Origin of the sequence: Arthrobacter sp. H41 (assembly GCF_000520535.1) — a bacterium.
Lineage (GTDB): Bacteria > Actinomycetota > Actinomycetes > Actinomycetales > Micrococcaceae > Arthrobacter_D.
Map to the genome: position 1 here is coordinate 42,526 of NZ_KI914800.1, position 26,347 is coordinate 68,872.

The window sequence follows — 26,347 nt, forward strand, 5'->3', positions numbered from 1 at the left end:
ACGGCAGGGCCACCGCCGAGGTGCTCGGCGTCGGGACGCCGCCCGTCGATGACGGCAACGACCGCCCGCTCCTGCACCAGCTCGTGCAGGACGGCGAGGTCCTTCCCGGCTGGACAGGGCCCGAAGCCGTCCGGCGCGCCGCCGAATGCCATCAGCGATCCCTCGCCGAGCTCCCGGGAGCCATCCGACGCCTGCAGCGCGGCGAACCTGTCATCCCCACTGAATACGAGGAGAACATCCCATGACACGCGCCCTGATTCTTGTCGATGTCCAGAAGGACTTCTGCGAGGGAGGTTCACTCGGCGTCGACGGCGGAGCCGCTGTGGCTGCGGACCTCAGCGACCATATGGACGAGCAGTCCGGCACCTACGACTATGTGGTGGCGACCCAGGACTGGCACGTCGACCCGGGACCGCACTTCTCGGACACCCCGGACTACGTCGACTCCTGGCCCGTTCACTGTGTCGCCGGAACCAAGGGCGCGGAGTTCCACCCGGACCTCGACACCGAGGGCATCGACGCCGTCTTCCGGAAGGGGCAGTACGAGGCCGCCTACTCCGGTTTCGAGGGCGTCAAGGCGCCAGACGACGAAGTGCCGAGCGGTGAGCGGAAGCTCGCGGGTGCCCTGCCGGAGACGGACGAGCCCCTCCTGACGCTTGATGACTGGCTCCGCGAGCACGAGGTGGAGGAAGTGGTGCTCGCCGGCCTGGCCACTGACCACTGCGTACGGGCCACCGCGCTGGACGCCCTGCAGGCCGGGTACTCGGTCTCGCTGCTCACCACGCTCACGCGCGGCGTGGACCCGGAGCGCACCGCGGACACCCTCGACGAACTGGAGGCTGCGGGCGTGGAGCTGCTGCGCTGAGCCGCACAGCCGGGCCGCTTCTTCCAGCTGTCTCCTAGGATGAGCTCATGTCCTTCGAGTCGGATCCGCCGCTTGCCGGCCGTGTTGCCGTCATCACCGGAGTGAGCCGCCGGAAAGGGATAGGCTTCGCGATCGCCGGGAGGCTCGCCGCCATGGGGGCGAGCCTGTTCCTGCAGCACCATGCACCGTCCGATGCAGAGCAGCCCTGGGGCGCGGAGTCCATCGACGAGGTGATGGAAGCCCTGACAATGAAACTTGCGGCAAGTGCCCGGCTCGAGCATGCGGAGTTCGACTTCACCCGATCGGACGCCCCGCGTCAGCTCATCGACTCGGCGCGGTCCGCGCTGGGGCATCTGGATGTGCTGGTCTGTAATCATGCGCGCAGTGGCGGAGACGGGCCGTTGGCCCAAATGACGGCTGAGAGACTCGACGAGCACTGGCAGGTGAATACGCGCTCCACGCTGCTGGCCACCCAGCGATTCGCGGACCAGCACGACGGACGCCGTGGCGGCCGGGTGATCTGGCTGACCTCCGGCCAGACGCAGGGCCCGATGAGCGGGGAGATTGCCTATGCGACGTCGAAGGCGGCCCTCGCGGGGATCACGTCATCAGTGGCCGATGACGTGATCGACCGCGGCATCCTCCTCAATACGGTCAACCCCGGACCGGTCAACACCGGCTACCTCGACGGGGAAATGACGGATCGACCCTCCGAGGTGCTCGAGTCAGTACTTGCCCGTTGCCCTACCGGCCGCTTCGGAGAACCCGACGATCCTGCCCGACTTATCGCCTGGCTGGTCAGCGATGAGGGCCGATGGATGGTGGGACAGGTACTGAATACCGAGGGCGGCTTCCTCCGCTGGTGATCAGGGGTGGTATGGCCACTGATGTCGGGTTGCTGCGGCACCAAATTCGATCCAGACGCGGTAACGTCGTCATCCATGGCGGACCCGATTTTCGAACATCCACGGCTCGCTGCTATTTACGACGCCCTGGATCCTGACCGTAGCGACCTCCAGCCGTACCTGGTGATGGTGCGGGACTTCGCCGCTCGGAGGGTCCTGGATCTGGGCTGCGGCACCGGAGTGCTGGCGTTACAGCTCGCCGAGCGCGGAATCGAAGTCCTTGGGGTGGACCCTGCCGCAGGTTCCCTCGACGTTGCCCGCGCCAAACCAGGCGGGTCCGGAGTTCGATGGATCCACGGTGACGCGACGGCGCTGCCGCCCCTGCAGGTTGATCTTGTTCTGATGACCGGCAACGCCGCCCAGGCCATCACCGATGAGCAGGACTGGGCGGCAACTCTGGATCGCGTCCATACCGCGTTGGAACCCAGCGGTCACTTCGTCTTCGAAACACGCGATCCTGCCCGGCGCGCGTGGGAGGAATGGACCGGAACGGCGACGCGCAGTACCACCGCCCTCGAGGGCGTCGGTGAGGTCGAGAGTTGGATGGAACTCCTCGACGTCACCTGGCCGCTTGTCAGCTTCCGCTGGACCTACGTCTTCACCTCCGACGGGCAGGTACTGACGTCGGACTCCACCCTGCGGTTCCGCGAGCGCGATGAGGTCGAACACGACTTGCGCGTTCACGGATACGACATCGAAAGCGTTCGGGACGCAGCAGACCGTCCTGGCCGGGAATTCGTCTTCGTCGCGAGCAAACCTGAAGAGGACTCTCACGCCTACCATTGAAAGACGCGATCGATCATGCAGCCCGCCTCGACGACCGGCAGGAAAGGCAACCACCATGTGGATTTGTGGAGCCTGTGCTGTCGAGCACGAGGAGACCTCCGAAGTATGCCGGATCTGCGCCGACGAGCGGCAATACGTTCCCGCCGGCGGACAACGATGGACCACCCTTTCCGAATTGGCCGCGGCTGGGCACAGTGCGCGTGTGGCGGAACTGGAGCCTGATCTGTTCGGTATCACCGTTGAGCCCAGAGTCGGCATCGGCCAGCAGTCCCACCTGGTGCGGACCCGAGCCGGGAACCTGCTCTGGGACCCGACGGGCTACCTCGACGACCACGTGGTACGGCAGGTCCGCGAGCTTGGCGAGGTAGTCGGGATCGTCGCGAGCCATCCACATATGTTCGGCGTGCAGGTGGAATGGAGCCGGCAACTCGGTGGTGTCCCCGTGTTCGTCGCAACACCAGACCTGCACTGGGTCTCACGACCGGACCCGGTGATCCGCCCATGGTCCGGGACGATCGAGATCCTGCCCGGACTCACGCTCTCCCAGCCTGGCGGCCACTTCCCCGGCAGCGCGATAGCACATTGGGCGTCCGGTGCGGACGGAAAGGGAGTGTTGCTCGCTGGGGACACGATCCAGTCCAATCCAGGTCGAGCGTCGGTGACGTTCATGCGCAGCTACCCCAACCGGATTCCGCTGTCAGCAGCAGTGGTGGAACGGGTTACGCAGGCAGCCGAAGTGTTCACCTTCGACCGGCTCTACGACAACCTCGGCGGCAGCGTCCCCGCTGATGCCCGCGATGTGGTGCGCTACTCCGCCAACCGCTATATCTCCTGGATCCGCGGCGACTTCGATCACCTGACCTAGGATGAGGCTTTCGCTCACCTGCGCACGCTCGCTGCCGGGGGCAAGTCCCTGCGCTGCAGCCGCTGTCCATGCCTCGGACAGTTCTGCAGCGAGTTCCTGGAAGACGCGCTTCTGCTCAGGGCTCTTTCCCCGCCACCAAGCGTCGCCGGCCGCGTAGGCGTCCTTCCCCCAGCGCTCTTCGACCTCGTCCTTTTCCTCCTTCGCCGACCGGATTTCACTTTCGGAATCGACTCTGAAGGTTGACGGAACGGCGAGGTCAAGCCCCGATGCACGGTCGGTCGGCGGGCCTATTTGCGCCATGCGGCGCGCCCGTCCGATCCGACCACGCTGACACGTTCGTCGCGAGCTGTCCGCGTCGTCGTGGACTCAGACGTGATCCTGGCGGAAATCACGTCATCCGTGGCCGATGACCTGATCGACCGCGGCATTCTTCTCGATACGGTCAACCTGGACCGGTCAACACCGGCTACCTCGACGCCCTCTTTTCAGGTTTTCTCGAAGTAGGGCCGCGCGACAGCGAGGGCCGGGGCCGAAAGCCTGCCGTCGCGGATGGTCGCGACGGCATCTGTCAGCGGTACGAACTCGGTGTCGTGCGTGACCAGTACCGTCGCCACGGAGAAGTCCCTCGTGATCCGGCACAGCAGCCGCACGATCGAGTCCGACCGCTCATGGTCGAGTGCCGCAGTCGGCTCGTCCACCAGCAGGATGGTGGGCTGGCCCACCAGTGCCCGGGCGATATTGACCCGCTGGCGCTGGCCCCCCGAAAGCTGATGAGGCCGCCGGTCGGCTGCGTCGGAGAGCCCGACGACGTCGAGCAGGTCCCGTGCCCGCGCTTCGGCCGCCTTGGGCGACGCACCCCGAAGGTGCTCACCGATGACCAGTTGCTCAGCGGCGGTGAGGGACACGAGCAGATTCGGCTGCTGGAAGATGATGCCGATTTCCTCCCGCCGCAGCGTGGTGCGCTCCGCATCCGTCAGCGTGCTGGTCTCAGTGCCGCCGACCCTGATCATGCCGCTGGTGGGCCGCACGAGGGTCACCGCGACGGCCAGGAGACTGGATTTTCCCGATCCGGATGGTCCCACGAGCGAGGTGATGGAGCCGGACGGAACAGAGAGGCTGACGTTGTCGAGGGCTTTGAGGGTGCCGCTGTCGCCGTCCGGATATTCCAGTGTCACGTCGGCCAGGGTGAGTGCGCCGTCGGTCGTGGTGCTCATGATGATCTGGTTCTTTCTCTTGAGGGTAGGGAGCGGATCTGATCGGGCGGCGGGCTAGTTGCCGCCCAGGGCGAGAAGGGGGTCGATGGTGGTGGCGCGGCGGACGGCGAGTACTGAACCGGCCAGGCCCAGCACCACGATGCCCGCGACGGGGATGAGGGTTGTCCCGGCGGAGATCAGGAACGGTGCGCTCTGCGCAGCGAGGAAGCCGCCTGCGAGACCGAGGCCCCCTCCCACCAGGGCGCCGGTCGCGAGGACGATTGCCGCCTGGGCGATGTCGTCCCGGATGACGTACGCGTTCGAGGCGCCTAGCGCTTTGAGTACAGCGATGTCGCGGGTGCGCTGGATGGTCCATACGGTGAGGAATGCGACTATCACCAAAGCCGATATTCCGTACAGGAAGCCCTGCATCATGGTCAGTGAGCCGTTCTCGGAGCCGAAGGAGGCCAGACCGCTGAAGCTTCGGGTCTTCGTCGTGCTCACTGTTCCTGCGGCAGCGTCAAGGTCCCTCGCGGAGCCCGGCGCCGCCGTGTCCTTCTCGGTAGCGGCAACTACGGTGCAGGCAACACCAGGATCATCGATGTGAGCCATGGCCCGCCAGTCGGTCAGCGTCGTCCAGACCACCGGAGTGTGGCTGTACCACTGGTCGTCGACATTCGCACGGCCGCCATTGCCTCAGCACGGAACAAGAGAATCATCCGCAGCTGACTCCGCGGTCGCTCGGGCTCTCAAAGGTTGTTCTCGGCGTGGATGCGAAGTGCGCTCCGGACGAAGACCGCTCCTGATTCTCCGCCGTAGTTCGCGCCGAGAAGGGCAAGGCCGAGGCACGGGGTACATCTCCGGGGCCGACCAAAGCACCTACTTGCGCCCGATGAACCAGTCCTGCAGCTTCTTCAGACGGCGTTGGAGCTGCTCCTCGTTCGCCTGTGCCACGGCCGGTCCACCACAAGCCTTCCGCAGTTCGGTATGGACCATGCCGTGCGGTGTGCCCGTCCGGGCCGACCACGCCGACACGTTCTTGGCCAGCTGCCCGCGGAGTTCGGTCAGCTGCCGGTGATCCACCACCTGGTTCTCTTCGGCCGGGCCGGCCGACGCCGCGGGAGCACCGGCCCGCCCGCGGCGTCGGGATTGCTGCTCCTGCTGGCGCTGGCGCAGCAGGTGTCCCACCTGGTCGGCGTCGAGCAGGCCCGGGATGCCGAGGAAATCCTGCTCATCCTCGCTGCCCATCTCACCGCCGGTTCCGAACTCGCCGCCGTCGAACAGCACGCGGTCGAACGACGCCTGGGATTCGAGCGCCTCGAACTTCTGCTTGGTCAGTGAATCCGATGCCTTCTCCTCGCGGTTCGCAGCCTCCATCAGGCTGTCCTCCAGCGCGAAGGCATCCTCTTCTCCCGTCTGGGGGCGGTCCAGCGCGTGGTCACGCTCGAGTTCGAGCTGGTTCGCCAGCGCCATGAGGTTGGGCACGGAGGGCAGGAAGATCGAAGCCGTCTCGCCTCGGCGCCGGGCCCGCACGTAGCGCCCGACCGCCTGCGCGAAGAACAAGGGCGTGGCGGTCGACGTCGCATAGACGCCCACCGCCAGCCGAGGGACGTCCACACCCTCGGACACCATCCGCACTGCCACCATCCACCGCTTGTCGCCGTCGGAGAATTCCTCGATCTTGGAGGAGGCTTTGGCATCGTCGGAGAGGATCACGGTGGCGGATTCGCCGGTGATCTTCTTGAGTTGGCCGGCATAGGCGCGGGCGTCGTCGTGGTCGGTGGCGATCACCAGCCCACCGGCGTCGTGCACGGTGCGCCGCACCTCGGTGAGGCGCCGGTCCGCTGCGGCGAGGACCGCCGGGATCCATTCGCCCGTCGGGTTGAGCGCGGTCCGCCAGGCCTGCGCGGTGACGTCCTTGGTGACGGCCGCCTCGCCGAGCGACGCCGCCATCTCCTCACCCGCGCTGGTCCGCCAGCGCATCTGACCGGAATAGGCCATGAACATCACGGGACGCACCACGTGGTCGCGCAGCGCCTCACCATAGCCGTAGGTGTAGTCGGACCGTGAACGGCGAATGCCGTCGCCGTCCTCCACATAGTCGACGAAGGGAATTGCTGCGGTGTCGGAGCGGAAGGGGGTTCCGGTGAGGGAAAGGCGCCGGACGGCGGGTTCGAAGGCCTCCCGGATGCCGTCACCCCAGGACAGTGCGTCGCCACCGTGGTGGATTTCGTCGAGGATGACCAACGTCTTTGCGCCCTCGGTCTTGGCGCGGTGGAGCATCGGCTTGCTTGCGACCTGCGCATACGTCACCGCAACCCCGATGAAGCTGCCACCATGCCGCCCGTCGGCATTCTTGAAGTTCGGGTCGATGGCAAGCCCCACCCGCGCCGCGGCATCGGCCCACTGGCGCTTGAGGTGGTCGGTGGGCGCCACCACGGTGATCCGGTTCACGATTCCTCGCTCCACCAGTTCGGTGGCCACCCGGAGGGCGAAGGTCGTCTTTCCCGCGCCGGGAGTGGCCACAGCAAGGAAATCCCGGGACGATCCGGCGAAATATTTTTCGAGTGCTTCGCTCTGCCACTGCCGCAGCTTGGGGGCGGTGCCCCATGCGGCCCGCTCCGGATAGGCGGGGGGCAGGGCCGCGCTGGCACCGAACAGGGTGTCACTACTCACGCCGGGACAGTACCTTCCATTGCTTTTCGAGGATCCTGCGAAGGGCCGGCGTCGTTCGCCTGTGCCCCTCTCAGACCCGAAACTATACCTGCTGCCGCGAACACGCACAGAGCCAGCCAGATCGCAACAAAGACCGAGACCTGCGCCGGTTCGGCCGGATCCCGCAGGAGCGCGAAGAGGGCGCCCGCCCCGGCTGTTCCCACCACTCCCCCGAGCTGATCGGAGATCTGGAGGGATGCCGAGTTCCGGCCCTGCTCGCGGGAGGAGGAAAGTTTCAGCACCAGGACCGAGGTGCTGGAGAGGGTCATTCCCATCGCGAATCCGGAAAAAGCCCACACCATCACCAGAAGCCAGAGCGGTGCCTCCACCGACGACGCCAGGGCGAAACCGCCGAGCGAGAGCGAGAGGACCGTCGAACCGGCGACGAGCAGCCACTCGCGCCGGAACCGTACGCGTGCCTGCAGGAAGGACCCGCCGGTCCAGCCCAAGGCTCCGGCACTGAGGGCAAGGCCTGCCGTCGCTGCGTCGAAGCCGCGCGCCGAGACGAGCATGAGCGGGATGAAGGCTTCGGCGCCGAAGAATGCCACGTTGACGAAGCCCCGTGTGGCGATGATGCTGGGGAGGCCCTTCGCGAGTTTCAGGGTCCCGTGTGGCAGGAGCCCGGGCAGGGTGACGAAAACTGCGACCAGGCCGGCTCCGGCGAGCAGGAGATATGCGGTCACCGAAAAGGCGCTGCCGCTACCGTCGGCGGCGAGCCGGCTGAGCGCCCACTGCGCGGCGAAGACTCCACCGGCAAGACCGATGCCCCGGAGAGCACGCTGCCGTCCCGAACCTCCTGCGGTCGGGCCGGCGGTATCAGCGCCCGAGCCGCCGGCCTCCTGCGCGCCCGTTCCTGCGTTGTCGGCCGGGCGTTCGGCGCCGTCGGCCGGGCCGAGCGCCGCAGTTTTCGGCCAGACGATCAGCACCGCTGCCAGCACGATGGGCGCGACGCCGAGGAAAACCCAGCGCCAGCCCAGATTCTCGGCGACGACGCCGGCCACCAGGGGGCCCACCAGCGCGGGCACCACCCAGGCCGCGGACAGCCAGCCGAACACCACGGGTTGGGCATGCTGGGGGAACGCGCGGGCAATCACCACGTAGAGGGCAACGATCATGAAGCCGCCGCCCAGGCCCGAGATGGCCCGCCCCACCGTCACGAGCCAGAAAGCCGGCGCGGCGCCCGCTGCCAGGAGGCCGAGGATCATGAGGAACATTCCCACAGCGAGCGCCGGGCGCGGACCCTGCCGGTCGCACCAGGATCCCGCAAGGACCGTTCCGAGCAATGACGCCGTGAGGTACATCGAGAAGGCGAGCCCGTAGCTGGCTTCGCCCGAAAGCTCGCTCGCGACCGACGGCATGGCGGTGACCACGGCCATCGCCTCGAAGGCGGCGCAGGTGATGATCGCGAGGATGCCGATGGTCAGGGGCCGCAGCTCGGCAGACATGGCGCCGGCGGACTGCGTCGGCCCGGAGGTTTTGTTCATCGAGGCTGGGCTGACACGTGTCGGAACCGTGCCCTACTTCTTCGGGTCGTCCTTGCCTGGACGCAACCCGTTATAGATGTCCTTGCACTCGGGGCAGACCGGGAACTTCTCGGGGTCGCGCCCGGGTGTCCATACCTTTCCGCACAGGGCGATGACCGGCTCGCCGGTGAAGGCCGACTCCATGATTTTTTCCTTGCGCACATAGTGCGCGAACCGCTCGCGGTCACCGGGTTCAACCTCTTCACGCACTTCTTCGCGCTCGATCGTGGCCGTTGAACCTCCCGTTCCCGGGTTGTCCAGCGGATCATTGTCAAAGGGATCTGAGGGCATACTCATGTCGCCAGTCTATCGCCCGCAGATCATGCGCCCGCGGATCATGCCGGACCGTAGCAAGGTGCAGACCACAGGGAATCGGATCCCGCCTTTCGCGCCTTATTCGCCACGGGCTGACCGGAATCAGCCCGAATCAGCCCGAATCAGCCCGAATCAGTCTTGGGCCGACATTCGCAGTGCATACATTGCTCGCGAATCCCCCACTATAGGGTCCGACAGTGCATGCATTGATTGCATTGCATGCACTTCGCATTCCCTACGAGTGAGGATTGATTGCATTGATTGCATTGCATGCACGCTCTGGACGGGCATGACCGGTTCGTACTCGGTAGCGCAGCCACCTACCTGAAACGTGTACTTTCCGTTTCCGGGCACCGGTGCCCGCACTGCCGGCTACTTGTTCACCGACACCGCTGACAACAGTTCAGGGCCCCGCGAGTCATACCAGCGGCCCCCGATACGGATCCCGAGCACAAGCATCACGCCACCGAGAAGGATGCCGACCGCAAGGGTCAGCCACCCGAACAGCGCATCGCCGGTGACGAAATACAGGACCGTCAGGATGATCTCCGGCAGTGCGAGCACCAGCAGCACGAGCCACCCCACGAACTGGATGCCGAACATGGCGAAGTTGGTGCCGGGCGGAGTCTTGAAGGGACTCTCCCCGGGAAGCGGCACGTTGTAGGTGTAGCGCGCCGACACCACGCAGGAGAGCCCGGTGCCGGCCAGCAGCAGACCGGCGGACAGACCGAGCATCACTGGAAGATGCTGCAGGTTGTCGGAGACCAGAAGCGGCACCACGGTGAAGACCAACGCGAAGGGGATCCCGAACATCAGGAGCCCCGCAGCCCGGCCGGCACGGTCCGCCTGCCCGCTGACCCCCGTCGAAAGGTGCAGCCAGAACGCCGTGTTGTCATAGGCGATATCCGCCGAGATGGACCAGGCAAGCAGGAAAGCGGTGAACGGCCCCACGAAGCTGAACGCGGAAAGACCGTCGCCCTGGGAACCTGCGAAATAGAGGACCACCGCTATCAGCGGAACGGTCAGCAGCGACGCCGAGTAGCGGGGGTCCCGCATCCAGTAGGTCAGCGCACGTGCCGCGACTGCGCCGGTCGGTGTGCCGGGCAGCCGGCCGAACCAGCCGAGGTTGCCGGCACCCTTCTTTGTCACCGCGTTGTAGGCCGGCGTGACCAATGCCCGGCCCAGGGTGACCGACCAGAGCCATGCACACACGCCGATGCTCGCCACCCCGATCAGGAAGTGAAGCAGCGCCTGCACCTGATGGCCGAGGGCGACGTCGGCGGGAACCGCCCACAGTGCGCCGAGGGGCGTCCACGCCAGCATGTCGGCGAGGACCGCCGCGAACCCGGGCGAGCCCTGGAATCCCGCGGTGATGCCACCGATGATGGGCCCAAGAAGGACCAGCGGGATGATCGTCACGATCCCACTGACATCCCGGAATCTCCGGGTGCCGGCAAGAGAGGAGATTGCCGTCGTGACGAGCCGCGAGGCGACGACGCACAGGACCACCGCGAGGAGCCCACAGACGAGCGCCGCAATCGCCGCCGCCGGAAACCGGATCCAGCTGAAAGCCTGGGCGAGGGCCGCCACCAGGGTGATGGCGCCAGGCACTCCGATCAGGCCACCGAGCGTCAAACCGGTCAGGAGTTGCCTCATGGGTACAGCGAACGTGACGAAACGGGCCGGATCCAGGGTCATGTCGATTCCGGTTGCCGCGACCGGGATCACCACCCAGCCAAGCACCGCTGCCGAACCGCCGATCACCACCACCGAGCGGATGACCTCGGGGTCGGCCGCACCGAGCAGGACGAGTCCCGCAACGAGGAACCCCAGGATACCCAGGCCGTACAGGCCGCCGAGGATCAGGCCGATCAACTGGCCGGTGCTGCGCCTCAGCGAGTTGCGGAGGAGGGTGAATTTCAGCCTTACGAGGTCCGCAACCATGAAAGGCCTTCCGCGGTGCTGCGTCCCCCGACCAGTTCGACGAAGCGGTCCTCGAGGCTTCCGTCCCCGCGGACCTCATCCACTGTTCCTGCTGCAAGCACGGTTCCCGCGGCGATCACCGCCACGTGGTCGCATATGCGCTGGACAAGGTCCATGACGTGGCTCGAGACGATCACCGATCCCCCGGAATTCACGTAGCTCCTGAGGATGTCACGAATATTGGCCGCCGAAACCGGGTCCACGGACTCGAAGGGCTCATCCAGCACCAGCAGCCTCGGTGCATGGATCAGCGCCGAGGCCAGGGCGATCTTCTTGGTCATTCCTGCTGAATAGTCGACCACCAGCGTTCCGGCGTCGCCGGCGAGATCGAGCGCACGCAGCAGATCCTGCACCCGGCTGGTGACCACGTCCCTGTCCATGCCCCGCAGGAGCCCCGCATAGGTGACGAGCTGCTCGCCCGTGAGCCGGTCGAACAGCCGCACGCCGTCGGGAAGGATCCCCAGAAGCTTCTTCGCCTGGAGCGGGTTCTTCCACACATCGACGCCGTGGACCATCGTCTGCCCGAAGTCGGGCCGCAGGAGCCCGGTGGCCATCGAGAGGGTGGTGGTTTTTCCTGCGCCGTTGGGTCCGACGAGACCATAGAAGGAGCCGGCCGGAACGTCGAGGTCAATTCCGTTGACGGCGATCTTCGACCCGAACCGTTTGGCCAGCCCGCGGATGGAGAGCGCCACGGCTTCCGGCTGATGCGCCGGAAGCGGCTCTGAGGGTTGGGGCAGCTGGGAACTCATGCCTCAACGCTAGCAACCGGCACCCGCGCCTTCGTCATCCCAAAGAACCAAAGGACTGAAGGGCTGCCGGACCTCGAAAGGACGGGCCGCGCCTAGAACAGCGCGCGTGCGAGGGCGCTGCGTGCTTTGGTCACGCGCGGATCCGAACTGCCGACGACGTCGAACAGCTCCAGCAGGCGCTTTCGGGCGGCTTCCTTGTCCTCGCCGCCGCTGCGGGCGATGACCGCCACCACGCGGTTGAAGGCGTCCTCCACATGGCCGCCCGTGATGTCCAGGTCAGCGACAGCGAGCTGCGCCGCGACGTCGTCGGGCTGGTCCGCGCCGGCCTGCCGGAGCGCCGCGGCATCGGCATTGTCCAGCCGCTGCATCAGCTCTACCTGCGCAAGGCCGGCTTTGGCCTCGGCGTCGGCGGGCTGCTCGGCCAGCGCCCTGCGGTAGGCATCGGCGGCGGCGGCATAGTCGCCCGACTCGATGGCGTCGAAGGCTTCCTGGTGGAGCGGAGGCAGTGCCGGTTCCGTCGGTTCTGCCGGCTCCGTCCCCGGCGGGGGCTCGGCGTCGTTGAGTGTTCCGGTGACCCCGTTCGCTTCCGCCACCCTCAGGAGCTCGTCGAGAAGAGCGCGGACCTGCGGTTCAGGCATCGTTCCCTCGAACAGCGGAACCGGCTGGCCCTTCACCACTGCCACCACGGTGGGCGCGGCCGAGGCCTGGAAAGCCTGGGCGACCTGCGGCTGCGCCTCGATGTCGGCGTGTGCCAGCAGCACCCGGCCATCGAGTTCCAGTACCACTGTCTCCAGCACGGCGCTCACCTGCGCCGACTGCTCGCTCCAGGAGGCGCGGAGGTCCACGATCACGGGCACCTGCGCCGAGAGCTGGATGAGCTGCGGGAAGGTCTGCTCCGTCACCGCCACGATGTAGGGGCTTGCCGCTGCAGGGGCCGGCGGATTCGGGGCGGGCCGCGCTGCGGCGTCGGCCCGTGCCTTGAGGGCCGAGAGATCAACGGCTCCCCGCAGGTTCATCGACGACGGCGGCATGCCGCCCCGCTGTGCTGGTGTGGACACTGATCTGCCTTTCTTTACCCCGGTAACGATCGGCGCCGCAACTTTGAAACGCACACCCCATGGTAACGAAGAGTGGCCTGCCGGGCACCTCCGGCTGTTAGTGTTTCGTCTGTTGTCCCCCTGCGGTAGAGGCGCCGCCAAGAGCGAAAGCAGAGCCCAGCGTGACAGATCATCAGGACGTCCCCGTCAGCGAGCCGCTGCCGAGGCCGACGGGCGAGCCGGTACCTGATGCCCGCGCGTCCGACCCTGCGGTACCTACCGTTGATCCCGTTGATCCGACTCCGCACCCGGCGCAGCCCGGCACCCCTTTCCTCCGCAAGTGGGGGGGACGGATCCGCCGACCGCTGCCGGGGGCGCAACCGCGTCCGCGCTTCGAGTTCCCGCCGGAGCGCGAGCCCGATCCCGTGGCTGTTGATCCGTCGGTGCAGTTGACCGACGAGCGACTGAAGTTCGGCGGAGCCTACCCGAGGTCGATGCGCCAGCACCCGATCCACTTCGGATTCATGATGAGCGTCGGTGTGGGGCTCGCTCTGCTCGCGTTCTTCATCATCACCAACGTGACCCAGCTGCTCCTGTGGATCGGCGCGGCGCTGTTCATTGCACTGGGACTGGAACCGATCGTGCGCTGGCTCAATAGCAAGGGTGTGCCCCGCCCGGCAGGCATTGCGCTGGCACTGCTGGTGCTCGCCGGAATCGTGGGCGGATTCTTCGCGACCCTTATTCCCACCATCGTCTCGCAGACCTCGCAGATCGGTGAACGGGCACCCGGGTACGCCAATGACTTCCTCAATTCGGAGTTCTTCACCACCATCGACGCGCAGTTCCAGGTGCGTGATCGCGTCTCGGCGGAGATCAATCGGTTCTTCGCCAACAGTGAGGCCGTGGGCGGGATCTTCGGCGGGGTGCTGGGCGTGGGGACGGTGATCGTGAACAGCCTGTTCGGCACGCTCGTGGTGCTGGTCCTGACCCTGTACTTCCTTGCATCGCTTCCCGCGATGAAGAAGTGGGCCTACCGGCTGGCTCCCCGGTCGCGGCGGGCTCGCGTGGAGATGCTTGCCGAGGAAATCACCCGCAGCGTGGGCCTCTACGTGATCGGCCAGGCCTGTGTGGCCCTTCTGAACGGCATGTTCGCCTTCATCTTCATGAGCATCGCGGGCGTCCCGTTCACGGTGCTGCTCGCCTTCGTCGTCGTGCTGCTGGCCTTCATTCCGCTGGTCGGAGCGCTGATCGCCGCCGCGGTGGTGACGCTCGTTGCGCTCACCGTCGGATGGGAAACGGCTCTCCTCTTCGCGATTCCCTACCTCGCCTACCTGCAGTTCGAGGCGTACTTCATCTCCCCGCGCATCATGCAGCGGGCCGTGGCGGTACCGGGCTCGGTGGCGGTGATCGCCGTCATTGCCGGCGGAAGCCTGCTCGGGGTCCTCGGTGCGCTGATCGCCATTCCCACCGCGGCGGCCGTCATGCTGCTGCTCAAGGAAGTCTTCATCGCCCGCCAGGACAGCCAGTAGCGAGAGCCGGCCGGTAGTCGACGGCCAGTTGTCGACGGCGGGGGTGCGCCTACTGCGCTGTGGCCGCAGGGCCTTCCCACTGTGTCGGCAGCGGCGAGACCGGTTCCGGCAGCACGACGTCCGCGATCTCGTTGAGCGCGCGCGCCGCGTACTTCTCCCCCACCCAGAGGTGCTTTGCACCCTCCACTGAGACGATCTCGGCCTGGGGCACATTCGCGAAGCGCTCGAGGGCTTCAGGGGGCTTGAGGTAGTCGTCGTGCTCGGGGACGAGGACCTTCAGCGGCAGGCCCGCCGCCGCCCAGGCGGCGAGGTCGTCGTCGCCTGCGCGGTGCAGCGGCGGCGAGAGCAGGATGGCGCCCTCGATCAGTTCGGCCACCGGGTCCAGCGCTCCGTACTTCAGGCACAACTCGGTTCCGAAGGACCAGCCGACCAGCCAGATGTTGGTAAGGCCCTCGTTCACAGCCCACCGTACTGCGGCCTCGAGGTCGTGGCGCTCCCCATCGCCGCCGTCGAACGTTCCCCCGCTGGAGCCCCGGGGCGAAGAGGTTCCGCGGGTATTGAAGCGGAGCACCGCAATGCCGGCCAAGGCGGGCAGCCGGAAGGACGCTTTCCGGTAGACGTGGGAATCCATGAACCCGCCGTGGGTGGGCAGCGGGTGGAGGGTGATCAGGGTGGCGGTCGGGGCCCGGCCTTCGGGTGAGGCGAACTCGCCCACCAGTGTCAGCCCGTCCGCCGTGGTGAGCTCGATGTTGCGCCGATCCGCCGGAAGCACCGTCGCGGCGCGGATCTCCAGGGGTTCGCTGCTGGTGGTGAAAGTGTATTCGGGAGAATCGCTGGCCATTTCCCCAGTCTAGGGGCGGCGGCATGAACACCGCGCCGGCCGGTTCAGTACCGGTATCTGCGTGTCCGCCAGCACTGCACGTGCCAGTGGCGCCGGTCTGCCAGAGCCGTTTCGGCACCCAGCAGTGAATCCTCGCGCCACACCACGAGGTGCGCCAATCCGGAGGGGATCACTGAGTGGCAGCCGGGGCATGTGTACTCCTTGGCCGCGCTACGCTCGGTGATGCGCCGCACGGACCATTCGCCGTCGGGCGCGCTCTCGCGCGTGGGGAAGCCGGACCGGGCGCGCTCGAGGTCCAGTTCGGGCGGCGGAGCCCATTTGCTCCGCGCGCCGCCACCGGGACGGCTGGGTCGGTTGGAACGGGGCACGGCTCCAGTCTGCCTGACCCGGGGCGGTCCGCGGAAACGGTAAGGTTGGAAGCGTGCGTTTAGTGATAGCCCGCTGCTCCGTTGACTATATTGGACGCCTGCGCGCCCACCTTCCCCTCGCCACTCGGCTCCTCCTGGTGAAAGCCGACGGCTCGGTCCTTGTGCACTCCGACGGCGGTTCCTACAAGCCGCTGAACTGGATGAGCCCGCCCGCCACGCTGCGTGTCACGGCGCCCGACGAGGGCGACGCCGCCGACGGCGTCACCGAAGTGTGGACGGTGCAGCACGGCAAGAGCGACGATCGGCTGGTCATCTCCATCCGCGAACAGCTGCATGAGTCTTCCCACGATCTGGGGGTTGATCCCGGGCTGGTCAAGGACGGCGTCGAGGCGGACCTGCAGCGTCTGCTCGCCGAACAGATCACCCTGCTGGGGCCGGGATTCTCGTTGATCCGCAGGGAGTACGGAACCGCGATCGGCCCGGTGGACATCCTGGCCCGCGACGCCGCGGGCGCCACCGTCGCCATCGAGCTCAAGCGCCGCGGCGATATCGACGGCGTCGAACAATTGACGCGCTATCTCGAACTCCTCAACCGTGATCCGCTGCTCTCGCCGGTGCGGGGCGTCTTCGCGGCGCAACAGATCAAACCCCAGGCCCGCGTCCTCGCGACCGACCGCGGAATCACGTGCCTCACCCTCGACTACGACACCATGCGCGGCGTGGATGACGTGGAGTCCCGCCTCTTCTAGAGCCGCTACCGCCGCGCCGTCACATACAATCGGGGAATGGCCAACCACCAGGGCACAGGCAGTTTCATCACGGGCCGGATGGTCACCGAGACGGAGATCATCGAGGACGCCGTCCTCGCGTGGGACGGTGAACGGATCACCATCGCCGGAGCCGCGGACGGGGCGAACCTTCCGGCGGGCCCCGGGAGCTCCACTCTTCCGCCCGGCGCGCTGATCCTTCCCGGGCTGGTGGACCTGCACTGCCACGGCGGTGGAGGAGGCGACTTCACCTCCGGCAACGAGGACCAGACCCGGGCGGCGGTGGATTTCCTTCATCGAAGGGGAACGACGACGACGCTCGCGAGCACCTGCACCGTCCCCCTCTCCGACCTCGTGCAGGCCTTCACCCTCCTGGCCAGACTCGCCGAAGAGGGCCTGATTGCGGGTATCCACTCGGAGGGCCCTTTCCTGTCGCCCCAGCGGTGCGGGGCCCACGACCAGTCCTACCTCCGCACACCGGATCAGGGCGACGTCGACCGGTTGATCGAAGCTGCTGGCGGCCACCTGCTCTCGATGACCTATGCTCCGGAACTGGAGGGCTCCGAACTGCTGGTCTATGAGCTGGTGACCCACGGTGTCATCCCCTCGATCGGCCACACGAACGCCACGGCCGAACAGACTGCGGCGGCCCTTGACCTGATCATCGAGGAACTCGACTCCACGGGCTTCGACGGTTTCCAGGGCCGTCCCACGGCCACCCATCTCTTCAACGCCATGCCGTCCGTGCACCACCGCTCCCCCGGGCCGGTGCCCCTCCTCCTCGAGCGGGCACGCACCGGTGAGCTGGCGGTGGAGCTCATCGCCGACAACGTGCACCTGCATCCGGACACCGTCCGGATGGCCTTTCTCATGGCCGGACCGGAAAACGTGTGCCTGGTGAGCGATTCGACGGCGGGGGCGGGACGGACGTCGGGGAATTTCCGATTGGGCCGCACCGAGATCCACATCGACGACGGCGCCGCCGTGCTCTCGGACACCGGAGCGCTGGCCGGCGGGAACGGAACGCTGATCGACGTGGTCCGATGCGCGGTGGATGCCGGGGTGGAACTGGTGGACGCGGTGCGGTCGGCGTCGTGCGTTCCCGCAGGCGTGCTCGGGCTTTCCGACGAGGTGGGCTCGCTGCGTCCAGGGCTCCGCGCTGATGCCCTGGTGGTGTCGGAGGAACTCGAGGTGCTCGGTGTCCTACGGGCCGGAGTCTGGCTCGCCGCGCCCACGACGAACTGAGCGGGCCGGCGCGATCGGAACCCGATTAGGAGCGCCCGATCAGCAGCGGGAGTCGGTCAGCGCCAGGTGCCGATCCCGATCACCGGGCCGGCCTCGATCCAGGAGGAGAGGCCCGAATAGGAGTCGTACTTCATGGCCAGGTCGAATTCCTGGTCCTCATACTTCAGGGTGACGATCACTGCACGCGGCTGTATCCGCACCATTTCGGCCTCTGTCGGCTGGCGCCAGCCCTGGAGCTCGATGGAGCTGCGGAGGTAGCGGTAACGCGGCAGGGGGCTCAGGGAGAGCAGACTCAGCCACTCGAGGTGAAGATCGGTATAACGACAAACCCCCATCCGCCAGCCCTTGGGAGGGAGGCGGATGGAGGAATCGAAAGTTCCGAGCCGGCGGCCGAGCTGGTACCGGCGCAGAAGGAAAGCGCCGAGGCCCAGCACCACCAGCCCGAAGACGGCTGCGAGGAGAACGAATACCAGGCCCGGACCGTCCATCGGAGGAAACGTCAGCGTGCTTCCGCGGTCACCGAACCGCCGATCCTGGCGTTGTCGGCAACAATCACCACACGGTTGCTGTCCACGGAGAAGAAGCCTCCGTCGACTCCGACCACCAGGCGGTCGCCGCTCACGGGCTGGATGACGAGCTCACCCTCCTCAAGGATTGCCAGAACGGGCGAATGGCCCGGCAGGATACCGATCTCGCCGTCGCTGGTGCGCCCCTTGACCATCGTGGCCGCACCGGACCACACGAAGTGGTCCGCCGCCACAATCTCTACCTCTAGCTCTGCGTTGGCAGCCATACCGCTTACTTCCCGGTCTGCTTCTGGATGTCAGCCCACTGGCGCTCGACGTCGTCGAGCCCGCCGATGTTGAAGAACGCCTGCTCGGCGATGTGGTCGAGGTCGCCGTTGCAGATGGCCGAGAACCCCTCGATGGTGTCCTTGATGCTCACGGTCGAACCCTCGACGCCCGTGAACTGCTTCGCCGTGTAGGTGTTCTGCGAAAGGAACTGCTGGATGCGCCGTGCGCGGGCGACGACAACCTTGTCCTCCTCGCCCAGCTCGTCGATGCCTAGGATGGCGATGATGTCCTGGAGTTCCTTGTTCTTCTGCAGGATCTGCTTGACGCGCACGGCCGTGTTGTAGTGGTCGTGACCGATGTACTGCGGATCGAGGATGCGCGACGTCGAGGTCAACGGATCCACGGCCGGGTACAGTCCACGCGAAGCGATCTCGCGGGAAAGCTCGGTGGTGGCGTCCAGGTGGGCGAACGTCGTGGCCGGGGCCGGGTCGGTGTAGTCGTCAGCCGGGACGTAGATGGCCTGCATCGAGGTGATCGAGTGGCCCTTCGTCGAGGTGATGCGCTCCTGCAGCAGCCCCATCTCGTCAGCCAGGTTGGGCTGGTAGCCCACGGCGGACGGCATGCGTCCCAGCAGGGTCGACACCTCGGAACCGGCCTGCGTGAAGCGGAAGATGTTGTCGATGAAGAGCAGCACGTCCTGGTTCTGCACATCGCGGAAGTACTCCGCCATGGTCAGCGCCGAGAGCGCCACGCGAAGACGCGTTCCCGGTGGCTCGTCCATCTGGCCGAACACCAGGGCCGTGTCCTTCAGGACGCCGGCCTCTTCCATCTCGACCCAGAGGTCGTTTCCTTCACGCGTCCGCTCGCCGACTCCGGCGAACACCGAGGTGCCGCCGAAGTTACGTGCAACACGGGTGATCATTTCCTGGATCAGCACGGTCTTGCCGACGCCGGCGCCACCGAACAGGCCGATCTTTCCACCCTTGATGTAGGGGGTCAGGAGGTCGATGACCTTGATGCCGGTCTCGAGCATCTCCGTGGAGCCCTCGAGGGACGCGAAGCTCGGGGCTTTGCGGTGGATGGGCCAGCGCTCGGTGATCTCGAGCGTTGATTCCTCGACGTCGAGCGGCTTGCCCAGGACGTTGAAGATGTGGCCCTTGACGACGTCGCCCACGGGAACGGAGATCGCCGAGCCGGTGTCCTGAACGACAGTTCCGCGGACGAGTCCGTCGGTGGCCTGCAGCGAGATGGCGCGCACGAGGTTGTCCCCGAGGTGCTGCGAGGTCTCGAACGTGATCAGTCGCGTCACACCATTGAGGGTGACCTCGGTGGTGAGCGCGTTGTACATTGCGGGGATTGCGTCAGCCGGAAACTCGACGTCGACAACCGGGCCAATGACGCGTGCAATACGGCCGGTAGCGCCGGGGGCAACTGAGTCCGTACCGTGTTCAACAGTCTGGGCAGTCATCTCTCTCACTTCATTTACGTAGATGGCGTGGAACTAAGTTTATCTGTGCGCGGAGCCCTCGGGGGCTGCACGCAGGAACGCTGGTCAGGAGGCGTTGAGCGCATCGGCTCCGGCGACGATCTCCGAAAGCTCCTGCGTGATCTCCGCCTGCCGCGCAGTGTTGCGCAGCCGCGTGTACTTCTTGATGAGCTCGGTTGCATTGTCGCCGGCCGACTTCATGGCCCGCTGGCGGGCAGCGAGTTCACTTGCTGACGACTGCAGCAGGGCTGCGAACAGGCGGGACTCGATGTACCGCGGCAACAGAGCGTCGAGGACCCGCTCCGGTTCCGGCTCGTACTCGTAGAGCGGCAGCAGGTCGGAATCATTCGAGTCCTGCTCGTCGACCACTTCGAGGGGCAGCAGCCGGATGACCGAAGGCTCCTGGACGACCATCGACCTGAACTTGGTGTAGACCACGTGGATCTCCTCCACGCCGCCGTCCTCATAGTCCGTTGCGAAGTCATCGAGAAGCGCCTTGCCGATCTCCCGGGCTGTTTCGAACTCGGGGGCATCGGTGTCCCCGGTCCACACCTGCTCGTAGGGGCGGCGGCGGAAATCGAAGTATGCCTGTGCCTTCCGGCCCACCAGGTATGCCTTGGTTTCCTTGCCCTCGCCCTTCAGCTTCTCGAACAGGCCCTCGGCCTGCTTGAGCGCGCTGGCCGAGTAGGATCCGGCAAGGCCGCGGTCCGACGTCATGACGAGCACTGCCGCCCGGCGCACCTCGGCCGGCTCGGTGGTGAGCGGGTGGTCGAATTCCGTCTGTGAGGCCACAGCCGAAACCGCACGGGTGATCGCGTTGGCATAGGGCAACGACGACGCCACACGTGCGCGGGCCTTGCCGATGCGAGAAGTCGCGATCAGCTCCATCGCCTTGAAGATCTTCCGCGTCGACGTCGTCGAAGCGATCTTCTGGCGGTAGACCCGAATCTGGGCTCCCATACTTGTCCTTTCCTCCGCTTCCCCCGTGGGAAGCGACTTGAGTCAGGTCCGAAGACCGGACACGCGCTGGGCGCGTGCCCGGGTTTCGCTACCTAGCGCTTGTGCCGAACGATCTTTTCCTGGTCCACCGAGTCGGCGGGCAGGGCGTCGTACTCTTCATGGCCTGCTCCAGGCCCATCCGCTCCCTTACCGAAGAACCCCTGCTTGAAGCTGGTGATCTCCGACTTCAGCTCCTCGGCCGTGGAATCCTCCATCTTGCCCGTCTGGGCGAGCGTGGTCAGCACGGAGGTCCGGTGGCCCAGGTGCTCGAGGAATTCCGTTTCGAAGCGGCGGATGTCCTCGATCGGAATGTCGTCGAGGTACCCGCCGGTTCCGGCCCAGATCGAGACGACCTGCTGCTCCACCGGCATCGGGGAGTACTGGCCCTGCTTCAGCAGTTCCATGAGGCGTGCACCGCGGGTCAACTGCTGGCGCGATGCTGCGTCGAGGTCCGAGGCGAACATCGAGAAGGCCTGCATGTCGCGGTACTGCGCGAGGTCGAGCTTCAACGTGCCCGAAACCTTCTTCATCGACTTCACCTGTGCGGCACCGCCCACGCGGGACACCGACACACCGACATCCACCGCTGGGCGCTGGTTGGCGTTGAACAGGTCCGACTGCAGGAAGATCTGGCCATCGGTGATCGAGATGACGTTGGTGGGGATGTACGCCGAGACGTCGTTCGCCTTCGTTTCGATGAGCGGAAGGCCCGTCATCGATCCGGCGCCGAGCTCGTCGGACAGCTTCGCACAACGCTCCAGCAGGCGGGAGTGCAGGTAGAATACGTCGCCCGGGTAGGCTTCACGTCCCGGCGGGCGGCGCAGCAGCAGCGACACTGCACGGTAGGCCTCGGCCTGCTTGGAGAGATCGTCGAACACGATCAGGACGTGCTTGCCGCCGTACATCCAGTGCTGCCCGATCGCCGAACCGGCGTAGGGCGCGAGGTACTTGAAGCCTGCGGGGTCCGAGGCCGGGGACGCGACGATCGTGGTGTATTCCAGCGCGCCCTTGTCCTCGAGGGTCTGGCGGACAGCGGCGATCGTGGAGGCCTTCTGGCCGATCGCGACATAGATGCAGCGGACCTGCTTGTTGACATCCCCGGAAGCCCAGTTGGCCTTCTGGTTGATGATCGTGTCCACGGCGATGGCCGTCTTGCCGGTCTGGCGGTCGCCGATCAGGAGCTGGCGCTGGCCGCGGCCGATCGGGATCATGGCGTCGATCGCCTTGAGCCCGGTCTGCATGGGCTCGTGTACCGACTTGCGCTCGGTCACGCCCGGCGCCTGGGTCTCCAGGGCGCGACGTCCTTCGGCCTTGATCGGACCGAGGTCGTCGATGGGCTGGCCGAGCGGGTCCACAACACGGCCGAGGAAAGCGTCACCAACCGGCACGGAGAGGATCTCTCCGGTGCGGTGGACTTCCTGGCCTTCTTCGATTCCGGTGTAGTCGCCGAGGACGACGACACCGATCTCGCGAGTGTCGAGGTTCTGGGCGAGGCCCAGCGTTCCGTCCTCGAACCGAAGCAGTTCGTTCGCCATGACCGAAGGCAGACCCTCGACCCTGGCAATGCCGTCACTGGCGGTGGTTACGCGGCCGACTTCGACACGCTCCGCATTTCCGGGCTCGTAGGACGCCGCGAAGTCATTCAACGCATTACGGACGTCGTCGGCGTTGATGGTCAATTCGGCCATCTGCAGTCCCTGCTCTCCTGTGTTGCGATCGCCGGTAGGTTCGTGGCGACCTGGATGTGATTCAGTCTTGGTCGAGCTTGGATAAGCGCGAAGCGCTATCCCGCCATCTTGCGGCGGAGTTCGGACAGACGCGTGACAACCGTGGAGTCGACCATTTCGTCGCCCACGCTCACCCGCACACCGCCGATCAGTAACGGATTGACGTCTACGTTGACCTTGAGTTCCCGGCCATACATGGCGTTCAATCCGGCAATAAGCTTGGCGTGCTGGCTTTCCGTCAGTGGACGGCTCACGCTGACGTTGGCGATCCACCGTTGCTGGCGCGCTGCGACCAGTTCGAGGAAACGCCCGATGAGCGCGGCGGGCTTCAGTCCGCGGGGTGCAGAGACTGCCTGGGAAATCAGCAGCCTGCCGGCTTCCCCTGCGCCTGGCACCAGCTTCAGTGCGAGGGCGACCTTGGATTCTGTGCTCGCCTGCGCTTCCGACAATGCCCGCTGCAGTTCATGATTGGATCCAACGACCGCCATGAACGCATGCAGCTCGCTCTCGAGCCGTTCCAAGCCCTCCACGCCGGTTCCACCGCGTTCCGCAACGGCGATGACCACGGTGGCCGCCAGCGTCTCCAGGGCGTCGCCGATGTCGCGGGCGTTGGCCCAGCGCTCGCTGACGAGGCTCTTGACGACGCCCACTGCGTCCGGGGAAACCCTCTTGGCAATGAGCTCATCGACCAGCACCGCCTTGTCCTTACCGGAGCGTGACGGATCCGTCAGCGCCCGGCGGAGGCCGGCGTTGCTGTCGAGCATCGCAAGAACGCCGAAGAGATCCTCCGCCAGGGACAGCTTTGCCCCCGGCAGTCGGGATTCCAGTTCCTCACGAACGCTCGCCAGGGAGTGACTTGATATACCGGCCATTACTTCGCTGCACCTGCGCTCTGCGAGGAGGTCTCGAGATCAGCCAGGAAGCGGTCGATCACGCGGCCCGAGCGGGCGTCGTCGGCCAGTGACTCTCCGACGATGCGGCTTGCGAGGTCCGTGGCCAGTGTTCCGACCTCGGCCCGGAGCGAGACAACTGCTGCCTGACGCTCGGCTTCGATCTGGACATGTGCCTGCTCGGTGATGCGAGCGGACTCCGCTGCGGCCTTTTCCTTCAGTTCGGCGAGGATCTGCGCGCCTTCGGCCCGCGCTTCCTCGCGGATGCGGTTGGCCTCGGTGCGGGATTCCACAAGCTGCTGCTTGTATTCCTCAAGAGCCGCATTCGCCTCAGCCTGTGCGGATTCAGCCTTGGCGATTCCGCCTTCGATGGCTTCGGTGCGCGCGGCAAACGTCTTCTCGAACGCCGGCATGACGTACTTGATGACGATGAACATCAGCACTGCGAAGCCCGCCACGGTCACGAGCAGTTCCCAGAGGTTCGGGATCAGAGGACTTGAGCCCTCTTCCGCCGCCATAATCGCTGCGTTAAGCATTTTTCACCCGTCTTTCTTCAACTGGTCTTCGGACGAAACTTCAACCGTGCTGCTAAGCGCCGATAACGAACGCGAAGACGAGACCGAGGATGGCGAGGGCTTCGGTCAGCGCCAGGCCGAGGAAGGCGATGGGCTGGAGAACACGCTGTGCCTCAGGCTGACGTGCTACGCCGTTGATGTACGCGGCGAATACGAGACCCACACCGATACCACCGCCGATTGCGGAGAGACCGTATCCAACGAGGTTGAGGCTACCCTGTACTTCCATTGTGTTCCTTTCAAGATGCCGCCTTGGTGCGGCAGGTTGTTTGGGATCATCCCCGACGGGGAAGACTGTTGAGAATTTGGAGAACTAGTGCGCGTCGGCGTGGAGTGCGCCTTCGATGTAGATGGCGGCCAGCAGTGTGAACACGTAGGCCTGCAGGACCATGATCAATGCCTCGAGCATGTACATGGCGATGGCACCGCCGAGCACCAGCACGCTGGTTCCCTGCAGCAGGATGCTGCCCGTGGAGACCATGTACTCGATCGCCGTTCCGGCAAGGGTGACAATGAGGTGGCCCGCAAGCATGGTCGCGAAGAGTCGGAGGGAGTGCGTGACCGGCCGGACGATGAAGTTCGAGATGATCTCGATCGGCACGACGATCGGCAGGATGTACCAGGGCACTCCCGACGGCACGACTGCCAGCTTGAAGTACTTCAGCCCGTGCTTCTTGAGGCCGATTCCCACCCAGAGCAGGTAGAAGATCGCGGCAATGGCGTAGGCGCTGCCGGGATGGGAAAAGCTGGGCAGCTGCAGGAGCGGGATGGCACCGAAAATGTTGTTCACCAGGACGAAGAAGAACGCCGTGAACAGCCACGGGACGTACTTCATGAAATCCCGTCCGCCGATGATGTCCTTGCCGATGGAGTTACGGACGAATCCGTAGGCCGACTCACCGAGGAACTGCATCTTGCCCGGCACCAGCGCGTTGCGGCGGGACGCCAGGATGAAGAAGGTAGCGATCAGGATCACCGAGAAGATGATCATCAGCATCTGCTTGCCGAAACCGCCCTCGAACCAGACGCCGTATTCACCGCCCCAGGGGAAGATGTCCCGGTAGTGGGTGTCGTCAATAGTCGGGGGCACGAAGCCCTCATCAGTTGTTGCGGCCGGGAGCGCAAGCGCGATCAACGCGTTTCCTCTCTGCAGTGTCCATCGTTGGGCAGTTTTCGATCGGCCACAGCGTGACGCGTCCGACTTTTCAAGTTGTGGGGGTTCACTCGGGCTTGCCACCATGGGCGCCGGGATTGTCCTGCGAGGATTCGCGGGACGGCGTTGAGCGGGATCGAGTGAGGTTGTGCATGTGCGAGAGATAGAAACCTCCGGCCGCACCGAGGAACGCTCCTGCAAGCACCAACCAGCGTGTTTGCAGGAGATTATCCAGTCCCCAGCCTATCAAACTCCAGACCACGATCCCGCCAATGATGTAGCTGAAGACGGCGATGCCCTCGTTGTAGCCGCCCCTGGCATACCTGCCGCCGTCGTCGTCGGACGGCGTGTTCCGGGGTGGATTTTCCTCGGGCATCAGGGTACCTCGTCCTCGTACAGTTGGTGGCGGGTACGGGAGAAGACGAACACCTCGACGGCCTGCCAGACCACCACGGTGACCACAGCACCCGTGAAGAACCATGTGCCCGCGAGCCAGTCGGGTGTCCCGAGGAAGAACAGGACGGCGGCGAAACCCACCACCTTGATGGCGTAGGTCACCGCGAACAGGCCGAGGGCGCCGGACGGATTGGTCTTACTGGCGAAGTGACCGATCAGGAGGCTGATGCCGAAGAACAGAACGACGAGCGCGAAGCCGAACAACGCGCTGAGCGCTCCCGCGGGACCCTCGAGGATGCCGGCCGCGACGGCGAGCACGCCGATGACGACGGTCGCAGCCAGCGTGCAGCGGGTGAGGATTCCCAGCCAGGGCGATGCCGTCGGCCCCGAAGCGGCGACGCCGGCTGCCCGCGTGCCGTTCTCCACTCCTGGATCGGGTGTGCTCACTGCATCCGCTCTGTTGATGTTGCTCTGATGATTCAGGTCTGTCGGCTTCGATGCGGGGTATGCTGCCCCATTCCGGAGCGCACCTAGATTCTACAGCACGTAGAGGATCGGGCCGCTCAGGTCAGGTCCGTCGTGGCGGGTGTCCGTCGTCGGGCGGCCCTCGCGTGGAGGATCCGCGGCGAGTACAGATACAG

Annotated in this window: 27 protein-coding genes and 3 pseudogenes; 8 read left to right on the forward strand and 22 right to left on the reverse strand. The window is 65.8% G+C overall.

Annotated elements, in window-relative coordinates:
- The 5 genes and pseudogenes from Y705_RS19135 to Y705_RS0110470 all read left to right on the forward strand — a co-directional run.
- Positions 1 to 245: pseudogene (locus Y705_RS19135) on the forward strand (nicotinate phosphoribosyltransferase); the annotation flags it as partial.
- Positions 242 to 865 carry an isochorismatase family protein gene (locus Y705_RS0110455; protein WP_026532809.1) on the forward strand — a complete coding sequence of 208 codons (624 nt, stop codon included), beginning with the start codon at positions 242 to 244 and terminating at the stop codon, positions 863 to 865. The pseudogene Y705_RS19135 and the gene Y705_RS0110455, both read left to right, overlap by 4 nt.
- Positions 866 to 912: 47 nt before the next feature.
- Positions 913 to 1,731 (forward strand): SDR family oxidoreductase, encoded by an 819-nt coding sequence (locus Y705_RS0110460; protein WP_026532810.1) that lies wholly within the window; start codon positions 913 to 915, stop codon positions 1,729 to 1,731.
- Positions 1,732 to 1,806: 75 nt separating this feature from the next.
- Complete coding sequence (locus Y705_RS0110465) at positions 1,807 to 2,556, forward strand: class I SAM-dependent methyltransferase (RefSeq protein ID WP_026532811.1); 750 nt, start codon at positions 1,807 to 1,809, stop codon at positions 2,554 to 2,556.
- Between the two features lie 55 nt (positions 2,557 to 2,611).
- Positions 2,612 to 3,421 carry an MBL fold metallo-hydrolase gene (locus Y705_RS0110470; RefSeq protein WP_026532812.1) on the forward strand — a complete coding sequence of 270 codons (810 nt, stop codon included), beginning with the start codon at positions 2,612 to 2,614 and terminating at the stop codon, positions 3,419 to 3,421.
- A 30-nt stretch (positions 3,422 to 3,451) separates the two neighbouring features.
- On the opposite strand, the pseudogene Y705_RS23660 reads toward Y705_RS0110470, so the two are convergent.
- From Y705_RS23660 to Y705_RS0110515, 9 genes and pseudogenes are all read right to left on the reverse strand, one after another.
- Positions 3,452 to 3,721, reverse strand: a pseudogene (locus Y705_RS23660) (TipAS antibiotic-recognition domain-containing protein); the annotation flags it as partial.
- A gap of 185 nt (positions 3,722 to 3,906) precedes the next feature.
- Positions 3,907 to 4,635 (reverse strand): ABC transporter ATP-binding protein, encoded by a 729-nt coding sequence (locus Y705_RS0110480; protein ID WP_026532813.1) that lies wholly within the window; start codon positions 4,633 to 4,635, stop codon positions 3,907 to 3,909.
- Between the two features lie 54 nt (positions 4,636 to 4,689).
- Positions 4,690 to 5,295, reverse strand: a pseudogene (locus Y705_RS19140) (ABC transporter permease); the annotation flags it as partial.
- 198 nt (positions 5,296 to 5,493) lie between these two features.
- The gene (locus Y705_RS0110490) at positions 5,494 to 7,290 is read right to left on the reverse strand and encodes a DEAD/DEAH box helicase (RefSeq protein WP_026532814.1); all 1,797 of its coding nucleotides are present in this window, start codon (positions 7,288 to 7,290) and stop codon (positions 5,494 to 5,496) included.
- Entirely contained in the window at positions 7,287 to 8,813 is a 1,527-nt protein-coding gene (locus Y705_RS19145) for an MFS transporter (protein ID WP_049822593.1), read from the reverse strand. Before Y705_RS19145 ends, Y705_RS0110490 begins: the two co-directional genes overlap by 4 nt.
- 33 nt (positions 8,814 to 8,846) lie before the next feature.
- A complete protein-coding gene (locus Y705_RS0110500; protein WP_026532815.1) occupies positions 8,847 to 9,149 on the reverse strand; it encodes a DUF3039 domain-containing protein in 303 nt (100 codons plus the stop codon).
- 390 nt (positions 9,150 to 9,539) lie between these two features.
- Entirely contained in the window at positions 9,540 to 11,111 is a 1,572-nt protein-coding gene (locus Y705_RS0110505) for a hypothetical protein (protein WP_026532816.1), read from the reverse strand.
- Positions 11,093 to 11,899 (reverse strand): ABC transporter ATP-binding protein, encoded by an 807-nt coding sequence (locus tag Y705_RS0110510; protein WP_026532817.1) that lies wholly within the window; start codon positions 11,897 to 11,899, stop codon positions 11,093 to 11,095. The genes Y705_RS0110505 and Y705_RS0110510 overlap by 19 nt, the downstream gene beginning before the upstream one ends.
- Before the next feature lie 92 nt (positions 11,900 to 11,991).
- Positions 11,992 to 12,957: a tetratricopeptide repeat protein gene (locus Y705_RS0110515; protein ID WP_026532818.1), complete on the reverse strand. Its 966-nt coding sequence runs from the start codon at positions 12,955 to 12,957 to the stop codon at positions 11,992 to 11,994.
- A 161-nt stretch (positions 12,958 to 13,118) separates the two neighbouring features.
- On the opposite strand from Y705_RS0110515, the gene Y705_RS19150 reads away from it, so the two are divergent.
- Entirely contained in the window at positions 13,119 to 14,465 is a 1,347-nt protein-coding gene (locus Y705_RS19150) for an AI-2E family transporter (RefSeq protein WP_444826180.1), read from the forward strand.
- 49 nt (positions 14,466 to 14,514) lie between these two features.
- Here Y705_RS19150 and Y705_RS0110525 read toward each other — a convergent pair whose 3' ends face one another.
- On the reverse strand, positions 14,515 to 15,306 hold the full coding sequence (locus tag Y705_RS0110525; protein WP_026532819.1) for an alpha/beta hydrolase: 792 nt from the start codon (positions 15,304 to 15,306) through the stop codon (positions 14,515 to 14,517).
- Positions 15,307 to 15,350: 44 nt separating this feature from the next.
- Complete coding sequence (locus tag Y705_RS0110530) at positions 15,351 to 15,674, reverse strand: hypothetical protein (protein ID WP_026532820.1); 324 nt, start codon at positions 15,672 to 15,674, stop codon at positions 15,351 to 15,353.
- Positions 15,675 to 15,727: 53 nt separating this feature from the next.
- Here Y705_RS0110530 and nucS point away from each other — a divergent pair, with 53 nt between their 5' ends.
- Together nucS and Y705_RS0110540 are read left to right on the forward strand one after the other, a co-directional pair.
- Positions 15,728 to 16,423: an endonuclease NucS gene (gene nucS, locus Y705_RS0110535; protein WP_026532821.1), complete on the forward strand. Its 696-nt coding sequence runs from the start codon at positions 15,728 to 15,730 to the stop codon at positions 16,421 to 16,423.
- A 36-nt stretch (positions 16,424 to 16,459) separates the two neighbouring features.
- Positions 16,460 to 17,686 (forward strand): N-acetylglucosamine-6-phosphate deacetylase, encoded by a 1,227-nt coding sequence (locus Y705_RS0110540; RefSeq protein ID WP_026532822.1) that lies wholly within the window; start codon positions 16,460 to 16,462, stop codon positions 17,684 to 17,686.
- A gap of 56 nt (positions 17,687 to 17,742) precedes the next feature.
- Here the strand turns inward: Y705_RS0110540 and Y705_RS0110545 are convergent, their stop codons facing one another.
- From Y705_RS0110545 to Y705_RS0110595, 11 genes are all read right to left on the reverse strand, one after another.
- Positions 17,743 to 18,174 (reverse strand): DUF2550 domain-containing protein, encoded by a 432-nt coding sequence (locus Y705_RS0110545; protein ID WP_026532823.1) that lies wholly within the window; start codon positions 18,172 to 18,174, stop codon positions 17,743 to 17,745.
- Between the two features lie 11 nt (positions 18,175 to 18,185).
- Entirely contained in the window at positions 18,186 to 18,479 is a 294-nt protein-coding gene (locus Y705_RS0110550) for a F0F1 ATP synthase subunit epsilon (protein WP_026532824.1), read from the reverse strand.
- Between the two features lie 5 nt (positions 18,480 to 18,484).
- Positions 18,485 to 19,948, reverse strand: coding sequence for a F0F1 ATP synthase subunit beta (atpD, locus tag Y705_RS0110555; protein ID WP_026532825.1), 1,464 nt, complete (start codon positions 19,946 to 19,948; stop codon positions 18,485 to 18,487).
- A gap of 84 nt (positions 19,949 to 20,032) precedes the next feature.
- Complete coding sequence (locus Y705_RS0110560; protein WP_026532826.1) at positions 20,033 to 20,926, reverse strand: F0F1 ATP synthase subunit gamma; 894 nt, start codon at positions 20,924 to 20,926, stop codon at positions 20,033 to 20,035.
- Between the two features lie 92 nt (positions 20,927 to 21,018).
- Positions 21,019 to 22,653, reverse strand: a complete 1,635-nt coding sequence (gene atpA, locus Y705_RS0110565; protein ID WP_026532827.1) for a F0F1 ATP synthase subunit alpha — start codon at positions 22,651 to 22,653, stop codon at positions 21,019 to 21,021.
- Positions 22,654 to 22,748: 95 nt separating this feature from the next.
- Positions 22,749 to 23,564: a F0F1 ATP synthase subunit delta gene (locus Y705_RS0110570; protein WP_026532828.1), complete on the reverse strand. Its 816-nt coding sequence runs from the start codon at positions 23,562 to 23,564 to the stop codon at positions 22,749 to 22,751.
- Complete coding sequence (locus Y705_RS0110575) at positions 23,564 to 24,118, reverse strand: F0F1 ATP synthase subunit B (protein WP_026532829.1); 555 nt, start codon at positions 24,116 to 24,118, stop codon at positions 23,564 to 23,566. Before Y705_RS0110575 ends, Y705_RS0110570 begins: the two co-directional genes overlap by 1 nt.
- Positions 24,119 to 24,170: 52 nt before the next feature.
- Positions 24,171 to 24,386, reverse strand: coding sequence for an ATP synthase F0 subunit C (locus Y705_RS0110580; RefSeq protein WP_019481292.1), 216 nt, complete (start codon positions 24,384 to 24,386; stop codon positions 24,171 to 24,173).
- Positions 24,387 to 24,470: 84 nt separating this feature from the next.
- On the reverse strand, positions 24,471 to 25,292 hold the full coding sequence (atpB, locus tag Y705_RS0110585) for a F0F1 ATP synthase subunit A (protein ID WP_026532830.1): 822 nt from the start codon (positions 25,290 to 25,292) through the stop codon (positions 24,471 to 24,473).
- A gap of 85 nt (positions 25,293 to 25,377) precedes the next feature.
- Positions 25,378 to 25,686 carry a hypothetical protein gene (locus Y705_RS19155; protein ID WP_049822594.1) on the reverse strand — a complete coding sequence of 103 codons (309 nt, stop codon included), beginning with the start codon at positions 25,684 to 25,686 and terminating at the stop codon, positions 25,378 to 25,380.
- The gene (locus tag Y705_RS0110595; RefSeq protein ID WP_049822595.1) at positions 25,686 to 26,153 is read right to left on the reverse strand and encodes a Cg1360 family ATP-synthase-associated protein; all 468 of its coding nucleotides are present in this window, start codon (positions 26,151 to 26,153) and stop codon (positions 25,686 to 25,688) included. Before Y705_RS0110595 ends, Y705_RS19155 begins: the two co-directional genes overlap by 1 nt.
- Positions 26,154 to 26,347 lie beyond the last annotated feature (194 nt).